Annotated in this window: 5 protein-coding genes; all 5 read left to right on the forward strand. The window is 52.2% G+C overall.

Features of this window, described 5'->3' with window-relative positions:
• Positions 1–9 precede the first annotated feature (9 nt).
• On the forward strand, positions 10–1140 hold the full coding sequence (locus tag ONB24_10625) for a Gfo/Idh/MocA family oxidoreductase (protein MDZ7316568.1): 1131 nt from the start codon (positions 10–12) through the stop codon (positions 1138–1140).
• An 86-nt stretch (positions 1141–1226) separates the two neighbouring features.
• Entirely contained in the window at positions 1227–2453 is a 1227-nt protein-coding gene (locus ONB24_10630) for a hypothetical protein (GenBank protein MDZ7316569.1), read from the forward strand.
• A 273-nt stretch (positions 2454–2726) separates the two neighbouring features.
• Positions 2727–4766: a lamin tail domain-containing protein gene (locus ONB24_10635; protein ID MDZ7316570.1), complete on the forward strand. Its 2040-nt coding sequence runs from the start codon at positions 2727–2729 to the stop codon at positions 4764–4766.
• 545 nt (positions 4767–5311) lie between these two features.
• On the forward strand, positions 5312–8002 hold the full coding sequence (locus tag ONB24_10640) for a TonB-dependent receptor (GenBank protein MDZ7316571.1): 2691 nt from the start codon (positions 5312–5314) through the stop codon (positions 8000–8002).
• Positions 8003–8054: 52 nt separating this feature from the next.
• Positions 8055–8975: hypothetical protein (locus ONB24_10645; protein MDZ7316572.1), on the forward strand; the 921-nt coding region annotated here is incomplete at its 3' end.

Raw genomic sequence — 8975 nt, forward strand, 5'->3', positions numbered from 1 at the left:
ATGAAGAAAATGAAAACTCTCCGAACCGCCATTATCGGCACCGGCAAAGTCGCCCATCATCATGCCAAAGCCCTGAGGCAGGCGCCTTCCTCACGTTTTGTCGCCGCCTGGAACCGAACGTTCGAACGGGCCGAGGCCTTTGCAAAAGAGTACGGCGTCACTCCTTACCGCGATCTCGAAGAAATGATCGCGCGCGAAAAAATCGACGTGGTGACGGTATGCACCACGCATCCCACGCACGCCGACGTCTCGATTGCGGCTATGCGTGCAGGCGCCCATGTCCTGGTCGAAAAGCCTCTGGCGTCCTCGCTGCAGGATTGTGACCGCATGATTACCGTCGCTCGAGAGTTAGGCAAAAAGCTCGGCATGATCAGTCAGAGGCGTCTTTACCCGCCGGTGCAGCGCATGCGTCGCGCCATCGACGAGGGCAAGATCGGCGAGCCGGTGCTCGGCATAGTGACCGTGCTCGGTTGGCGGGATGAGCGCTACTACGCCGCGGATTCGTGGCGGGGAACCTGGAAAGATGAAGGCGGCGGCGTGCTGGTCAACCAAACGCCGCATCAATTGGACATTCTGCAGTGGCTGATGGGACCGATCCAGGAGGTTTACGGACTTTGGGCAAACCTTAACCATCCTTACATTGAGGTCGAAGACACGGCGGTTGCCGTGCTTCAGTTTGCCAACGGCGGCCTCGGCAGCATCGTGGTCAGTAACGCGCAGAATCCGGCTCTTCACGGGCGGGTGCATATTTTCGGCAGAAACGGCGCTGCGATCGGCGCGCAAACGGACGGCGGCGCCATGTTCATCGCCGGCATACCGGCCTCCATCGAAGCGCCTTACAACGATCTGTGGACGATTCCCGGTGAGGAATCTCTACAGGCCGTTTGGAAAAAAGAAGATGAATCCTTTTTTGCGAAAATCGATCCAACTATATATTTTCATGCTCTGCAGATCGAGGATTTTTGCCAAGCCGTTCTGAATGATCGTCCCCCGATGGTACCGGCAGAGGAAGGCCGGAAAACCGTGGAAATTTTTACGGCCGTTTACCGCAGCATGCGGGACCGAAAACCGGTATGGTTTCCGGTCATGCCGGAAGACGGGCCGGATTTTGACGGCAGGCTGATGCAGAAAAATAATTGAGAATGATTATCCGGAACCAGCAAAAGGAAGCAGGTCTACAATCCGAAATACGCATTCGGAATCGGTAGTCCGATAACAGAAAAATTGTGATCCCGTCTCGTGCAGTGATCGTCCTGCTGTCCTGGCTGATCGGTCAGGCGGCGGCGACTCCATTTGAAAAGCATACCGTTACAGTCGAGCTGAGAGACCCGCGCGGTTCTTTTGAGGCCAACGCGCACCTATGGGAGGCGCTCAATTACGGCTTTTCCCGAGCGTGGAAAATAGCGGACGAAAGGCTGAAACTAAGCCCGTCCTTAGGACCGCGACTTTTTTTACTCGGCGCATCCTTGTGGTCTAATTCCATGCTTCGCTATTACTCGCACGAAATCGCGCACGAGTATATTTATCAAGCAAACGAGTTCAAACTAAGCGGAAAACCTAATTTTAGTCGCTGGACCAGCTCTTACCTTCCGATTTTCTATTACCCCAGATGGGAAAAGCAGCCGAACGACTTGCGAAAATATGACGACGATCAACTGCTTTTTGCCGTCACTGCCGGTTTGAACCAGGATGAATGGAACGCCCGGACCCTGTGGCGCCGCGAGCTGGACGAGAAAAGTGGTTACTATAGTGCCGCCGGCTATCTTTTAACAAAATTTCGCGACGTCGCCTATTTGTTGACTGCCGGATCTGAGGAGAGACCGTTTGCCTCAGGCCAGTCGCTTGCGCAGCTTTCACAACGAATCTATCTTGAAGCGCCCAACCTGTACGACGACGTCAATCTCTATCGATTGGCCATGCTCAATAAAGGTATAACGGTAACCAATGCCGAGCTGTTGCGGCAAAACCTGGCGGCGGATTTATTGAGCGCCAAAACCTGGGAAAGCCTTTATGCCCTCACCCGTTTCGCTCTTTACGGCGACCAGCGCGGCATTAGGTTGCCGCTGCAATTTCATGTCGGATATTATCTTTCCTCTAACGGTGGTTTCTATCAGGCAGAATTTCCGTTTCAAGTTTTCAGTCGTCGGGCGATTTTAAGCCTCGGAAAGCCGGCAGGCAGCCGCAATTCTTTCCACAACTTGCGCCTCGGAATAGAGTCTTACTCTATTCCGATCGGAGCGAATTTACAGCTTGCTCCTTTCGGCTTTTGGACGTTTTCCGAACAAAATCCGGGCGGGGCCGTTGGTGCCCAGATTCAGGTTTGCAGCTGCCGCCGTTTCATTCCTTGGATTCACATTTCTTTTGCTAAAAATGACATGCTCGAGAACCGAATCAAGGGCGAGAAAAATGGTTTTGAGCTAAAGCTGGGGCTTTCAAAGATTTTTCAAGACTGAAAAACTATGACGCTGGAGGCAGACGCAAAGGCAGAATCGCTGCCGCTCCGGTTGACCGTTCTTTATCGCGAAAAACAAAATATTTTGCGCTAAAGTGCAAATATTAATTTTCAGGGGAATAACTAAAGCCGTAGTTTGCAGCGAGTGCGATAGTTGACAAAATCTCACAATTTTGCGCAACAATTGTATTTGAATTTATTGCTAATTTTAAGAACTTATTAAGATAAAAAACCAAACGGTTTTCAGAGCAGCAGGCAAGGAGAGAAAGGCAATATGAAGCAAATAACGGCGGCGATACTGCTTGCAGCAGTTGCGATCAATGCCCAAGATGAATTGGTCATTAATGAAATCATGTATAATAGTCCCGGCGATGATGTGGAATTCGTCGAAATCGTCAATGTTTCCGGCAAAACCATCAACCTCGACGGATGGACTCTGTTGGATGACGATGATGCGCATACGCCGTGCCGTCTGACCGGAACGTTGGCGCCAAACGCCTACCTGGTGATCGTCGGCGATAAGAATAAATTTTCCGCTGTTTACCCTGACGTTAAAAACATCAATGCGAACGCCTTTGATCCAAACGGAACAGGCTGGTCATTGGGTAACAATGGCGACACCGTTCGACTGTTCAAAAACGGCGTGCTGCACGATATTGTGGCTTATTCGGACGGCGGTGATTGGCCGGCCAGACCCGACGGTAACGGCCCCTCCCTTGAGCTGTTGAATCCTGCCTTCGACAACAGCCTGCCGGAAAACTGGGACCCGAGCAAGGTTGACCGCGGTACCCCGGGTAAGGTGAACAGCGTTTTCACGACCAACGTCAAGCCGGTTTGTAAAGACGGCAGCCGCGACATCCCTTTGCCGAAAAGCGGCGATGCAGTCAAAGTGACGGTGAAGGCATATGATCGCGAAGGCCTCGCAAAAGTCGAGCTTATGGTCAATACCGGCTCCGGCTATAAGCCCATTCCGATGGTCGATAACGGCACGAACGGCGACGCTGTGGCCGGAGACTCGCTGTTTACGGCCGTCATTCCGCCGCAGCCGAACGGTGCGTTGGTCAAGTACTATGCCGTTGCCCAGGATAATGCAGGGCAAATTGATCTTTGGCCGAACAACGCGCCGAGCGATTATCATGCTTATACCGTCGGCTACACCCCGCCGGATCTGCGCATTACTGAAGTCATGGCAGTGAACAGCAAGACCATTGCCGACGAGCGGGGTGAATACGATGATTGGTTCGAGATCTATAATGCCGGGAATACAAGCGTAAACCTTGCCGGTATGTTTGTCAGCGATCGGCTCAACTCGCCGCGTACATTTCGGCTGCCAAACTTAAATCTGCCGCCCAAAACCTATGTTCTCCTGTGGGCGGATAACAGCCCGGATCAGGGAGCGCTGCATACCAATTTTCAGCTGAGCTCCGAAGGCGAATCCATCGCAATCTTTGAAACGATAGACCACGGCAATGTTTTGATCCACGGCTGGAAATTCGGCCGCATGAGCGCCGACGTTTCGATGGGTTTCAAGACGTTAAACGCCACGGCTCCCGATTATCTCAAAACCCCGACTCCCCGCGCGGACAATTCGACAAGCGACTATTTTTCGCCGGTCTGCATCAATGAATTCCAGACCACCAGCGCATTCGGCGGCCCTGACGATTGGATCGAGATCTACAACCGCAGCGACAAGCCGTTCGACCTGTCGGGATGCTTTTTATCCGATGAGCGCTTGAACAACACCAAATGGCAGTTCCCAAAAGACACCATTCTGCAGCCGAAGCAGTTCCTGGTCATTTGGGAAGACGCCTTGAAATTCAATCTGGCAACCGGCGGCGGTGATGTGATTATGTTTACCGCCGCCGACAGCGTCACGGGACTCGATTTTTATGATTTCGGTCCGCAGGATCCGGATTACAGCGAAGGGCGCTTTCCAGACGGCGGCAGCACTTGGCGACGCTTCAAACCCTCGACGCGCGGCGTTTCCAACACAATCTCGTCCGTTGAAGCCTCACCGGTGGACGCTTTGCCGCAACAGATCGAATTGCGGCAAAACTATCCCAATCCCTTCAATCCGACCACTGAAATCGTCTACACCCTGCCGAGCGCCGGGGAAACAACGCTGGAAATATATAACATGCAGGGACAAAAAGTTTGCACTCTAGTTTCGGGAATACAGACGGCGGGAATGCATCGGGTAATCTGGAATGGAGAGAATACCCAGGGTTCACACGTTGCTGCCGGCGTCTATTTCTATTTGTTAAAATTCAACGATCAGCAATTGCCGGCTAAAAAGATGATACTAGTAAAATAAAGCGGTTTTGTACCCCCCCTCTTTTTTGCGAACCCGCTTGCTATAATTATAGGCGGGTTCTTTTTTTTATACAAAAAGCCCTAACTTTTCGCTTGCGTCTCTTTTGCTTTTTTTGTAAAATCATTTACTAAATAAAAAGGCGCAAAACGTCTTTTCGGCCTTAAGCGGTTGAGACGCAAAGCGCAGTTCCGAAAAGAACCTCGCAAAAGTGCAGTGACATTAAAGGCACTTAACAGACAATCCTTTTATGCTCGCAACATCTGCAGAAGAAATTGTTTTTTTAGAGAATACCAACTGTACAGAAAAATAGTGAAAGGAGGTGACCGAAAAGCGCGATCCTTCCATGGCGAAAAAGAAAACGGATAGGTGCGAAAAAAGTTCCGCATCTTGCCGTTGGATTTTAAGAAAGATCGCGTCGAAAAGCGGATGAGCAAAAATGGGAAAAGGCGACTTGATAAATTTGATCGAGTTGCCGGATCCGATTACTCATTCTTTAATTTACGCAGCCCTCAAAGAAAGCAGTTAAAGGAAACAAAGGGAAAAACATGATGAAGCAAAAACTTTTTTCCGGCTTTGTGGTGATTCTTGCCGTCATGATTGGCTTTACGGCATCTGCTTGGTCACAATCAGGCAAGATTTCAGGCACAGTAGTAGATGCGCAGACCGGCGAACCTCTGCCGGGCGCCAACGTGACGATCGTCGGAACCACGATGGGAGCGGCGGCTTCGTTGGAAGGCGACTTTTACATTCTCAACGTGCCGCCGGGCGTTTACGACGTCCGCGCTTCTTTTATGGGTTATGACACCGAGCTGCGCAAGCAGGTTCAGGTCAATGTAAACCGGACCACGGAGATCAACTTCCGCCTGCGCCAATCAGTGATCGAAGGCAGAGAAGTGGTCGTCGAGGCATCTAAAATCGCCCAGAAAAAAGACCAGACCAGCTCAGTGCGCAACGTAAGTTCGGAAACGATCGATATTCTGCCGGTCGAATCCGTCGGAGCCGTAGTCAGCCTGCAGGCGGGTGTCGTGGCCGGCCATTTCCGCGGCGGTCGTTATAACGAGGTTAACTATTTGATCGACGGCCTGCAGGTGACCGATGCGCTTTCCAGCTCCGGTCAATCCGTCAACCTTCAAGCCGATGCCGTAGAGGAAGTGGAGGTCATTAAAGGTACGTTCAATGCCGAATACGGTCGCGCCATGAGCGGCATCGTCAACGCTATTTCCAAGAGCGGTTCGAATGCCTTTCACGGCAGCGCCTCGGCGTTTTTAGGCAACTATTTGACTTCCCATACGGACGTTTTTATCGGTCTAAAACCCACGGAAATTACACGCCGTCAGGACTATAAAGCCCAACTCAGCGGACCGCTGGTGCGCGACAAGCTCTTTTTCTTCTTTGATTATCGTCATGAAAACAACAAGGATCAATACAACGGCATTCGATATTTCCTACCGGACGACATCAGCTTTTTCAATACCGACAATCGCAATCAGTGGTATTCTCAACGCAGCGGCGACAGCGCCTATGTGCCGATGTCCTGGGGAATCAGCCATAACGTCACCGGAAAACTGACTTGGAATGCCTCACGCAACTTTAAGGTTCAAGGGTTATACATTTACAACCAGGGCGAAGGCCAGGGTTACAGCCATTACAACAAGTACAAACCCGACGGCCGCAGCGTTGGGCGCGGTTATACCCACATGTTTGCCCTTACTCTAAACCACATGCTTTCCTCCAATTTGTTCTACGAGTTGAAGGGAAAATACAGCGACGGACATAACTCTTCTTACTTGTTCGAGAATCCTTTTGATCCCCGCTACATTCACGACCGCTACGACAACGGCACCGGCCCCGGTTTCGCCTTCGGCGGTCAGGACCGCGGCCATTATCTGCGGGACACCAAAGAAATGCAAATCAAGGGGGATCTGACCTGGCAGGTGCACAAGAACCATTCGATCAAAACCGGCTTTGACTGGGTCAACGTCGACGTCAGCGTCTGGAATCGCACCATTCTTAACTGGTATCAGTTGTACGATCCGGCAAACGCCGACAAGTACCGTCCGTGGGTGATGGGCGACTCGTCCTTGTCTTCCGACATTTATCATAAAAAACCGATCGACTTTGCGGCGTACATCCAGGACAAGATGGAATTCAACGAAATGGTCATTAATGTGGGCTTGAGATATGACTATTTCGATCCCAAAACCACCTATCCGACCGATCGCCGCAACCCGGTCAACCTGATCAAGGGCGAGGGCATCCCGCAGACCGACTACGCTCCGGCCGATCCCAAGTCGCAATTGAGCCCGCGGTTGGGTCTTTCTTATCAGCTCGGCAAAGCGGCGCTGCTGCGCTTCAGCTACGGCCATTTCTTCCAACGGCCGCCGTATGAAAACTTTTATCAGAACAACGCCTTGCTCATCAGCCCGCAAAATTTCGGCACCCAGCAGGGCAACCCGCAGCTGCGCGCGCAAAAAACCGTGCAGTACGAAATCGGTTTGTGGCAGGAATTGGCCAAGGACATGGGCATCGAAGTCGCTCTGTTCTATCGCGACATCTATGATCTGCTGAGTATGGACGTCGTCTATACTTACAACCAGCAGATCTACGGCTTGTACACCAACCTTGATTACGGCAATGCCAAAGGACTGGAAGTTACTTATGATTGGATGGTCGGCAATTTCTACATCAATACCACCTACACGCTGCAGTACACGCGCGGCAATGCCGATAATCCGACGACCACTTTCAGCCGCTTGGGCAACAATATGGATCCCATTCCGCGCCTGATTCCGATGAGCTGGGATCAACGCCACACCCTCAATGCCAGCGTCGGCTATACGACCAAGCAATGGAGCATTTCGGCGACTGGGCGTTACGGCTCCGGCACGCCTTATACATTGGAGCCGTTGCCGGAATCACCGCTTTCCGGCGTTCTGCTCTATCCGAACAACGCCAAAAAGCCGTCGACCTATTCGATCGATCTGTACAGCTACTATCGTCTGCCTTTGAGCGGCGGCACGGCGGTCAAATTCGAGCTCTATGTCTATAACCTGCTCGATAATTTGAACGAATACGGCGTTTACGGCCGCACCGGACGCGCCTATACCAACATCATCCTGCCGTCCGAACGTGAAAACCATCGCAGCGATTTCAACACCATCGAGGATAATATGCACAATCCCTCGATGTACGGTGCGCCGCGCATGGTCAAGTTCGGCATCGGCGTTTCCTTTTAGTTGATTCGACGCGTCAAGGTTCTTCTCTACTAACATGGAGGTTAATGAGAACATGCTGAAACAAGGAAACAAGGTCGGAACGCTGCTGGCGGTTCTTCTGCTGACGGTTTCCGTGCTCGCGCAGAAAAAGCCGTACGAAGGTCCGCAGGACAGCGCCGGCGACGTCGCAGCAGAAAAAATCGGCTGGATGGAAGGCAACGCCGTCCGCTGCCAATTCCGCAACACCACCGAATTGTCAGATTGGGGTACCGGTACCGACCCCTATGCCACCAAATGGCCGAACGACTTTCGCGGTTCGAAGATGAACGACGGCATCGGTCTGCTGATCGGTGCCCGCGTCTATATTTACAGCGACGGCGACCCCAATACGGTCGACTCGACGCCGTTCGATGAGGTTTACCTCAACGAAATGCGGCAAATCTATGACGATATGGTCAACAACGGCCAACTGCATCGTCTTTATTATTTGCAGACCAGCTACCGTGAGGAGCAGGATACCGATCCGACCGGCCAAGTCGAGTGGAACCTGTATCCTACACGCGGCAATGTGACCGGCGAATATGCCAACTGGGAATTGCCCGACGAACCGCCGGCGATGATGAGCAAACCCCGCTCGTGGCCGACCAAACCCTGGCCGGCGGACGGGTTCAACGGCAAGTGGAAAGGCCAGTGGAACGGCCGTTTCGGCGCTAATGTTTTCCGCGCCGATGAGGAATGCTTTTTTGTCGCCAATGATGCCCAGGATCAGGAATACCTGGTCGAAGAAGCCAAGGTCCGCTATTATCCGCGTCCCGGCCATTACATCGGCGACCTCGATCCGCGCATGAGCGTTCAGGTCGGTTTGCCGTGGGGCGGCATCGGAATACGCGTCGAACAGCGCGGTTTTCAGTGGAACAACGCCCAAGCCCGTGACGCCATCTTTTGGGAATATGTCATCTATAACATGAGCGATTATAACCTTCCGGAAATGGCT

This window comes from candidate division KSB1 bacterium, assembly GCA_034505495.1.
Taxonomy (GTDB): domain Bacteria; phylum Zhuqueibacterota; class Zhuqueibacteria; order Residuimicrobiales; family Krinioviventaceae; genus Fontimicrobium_A.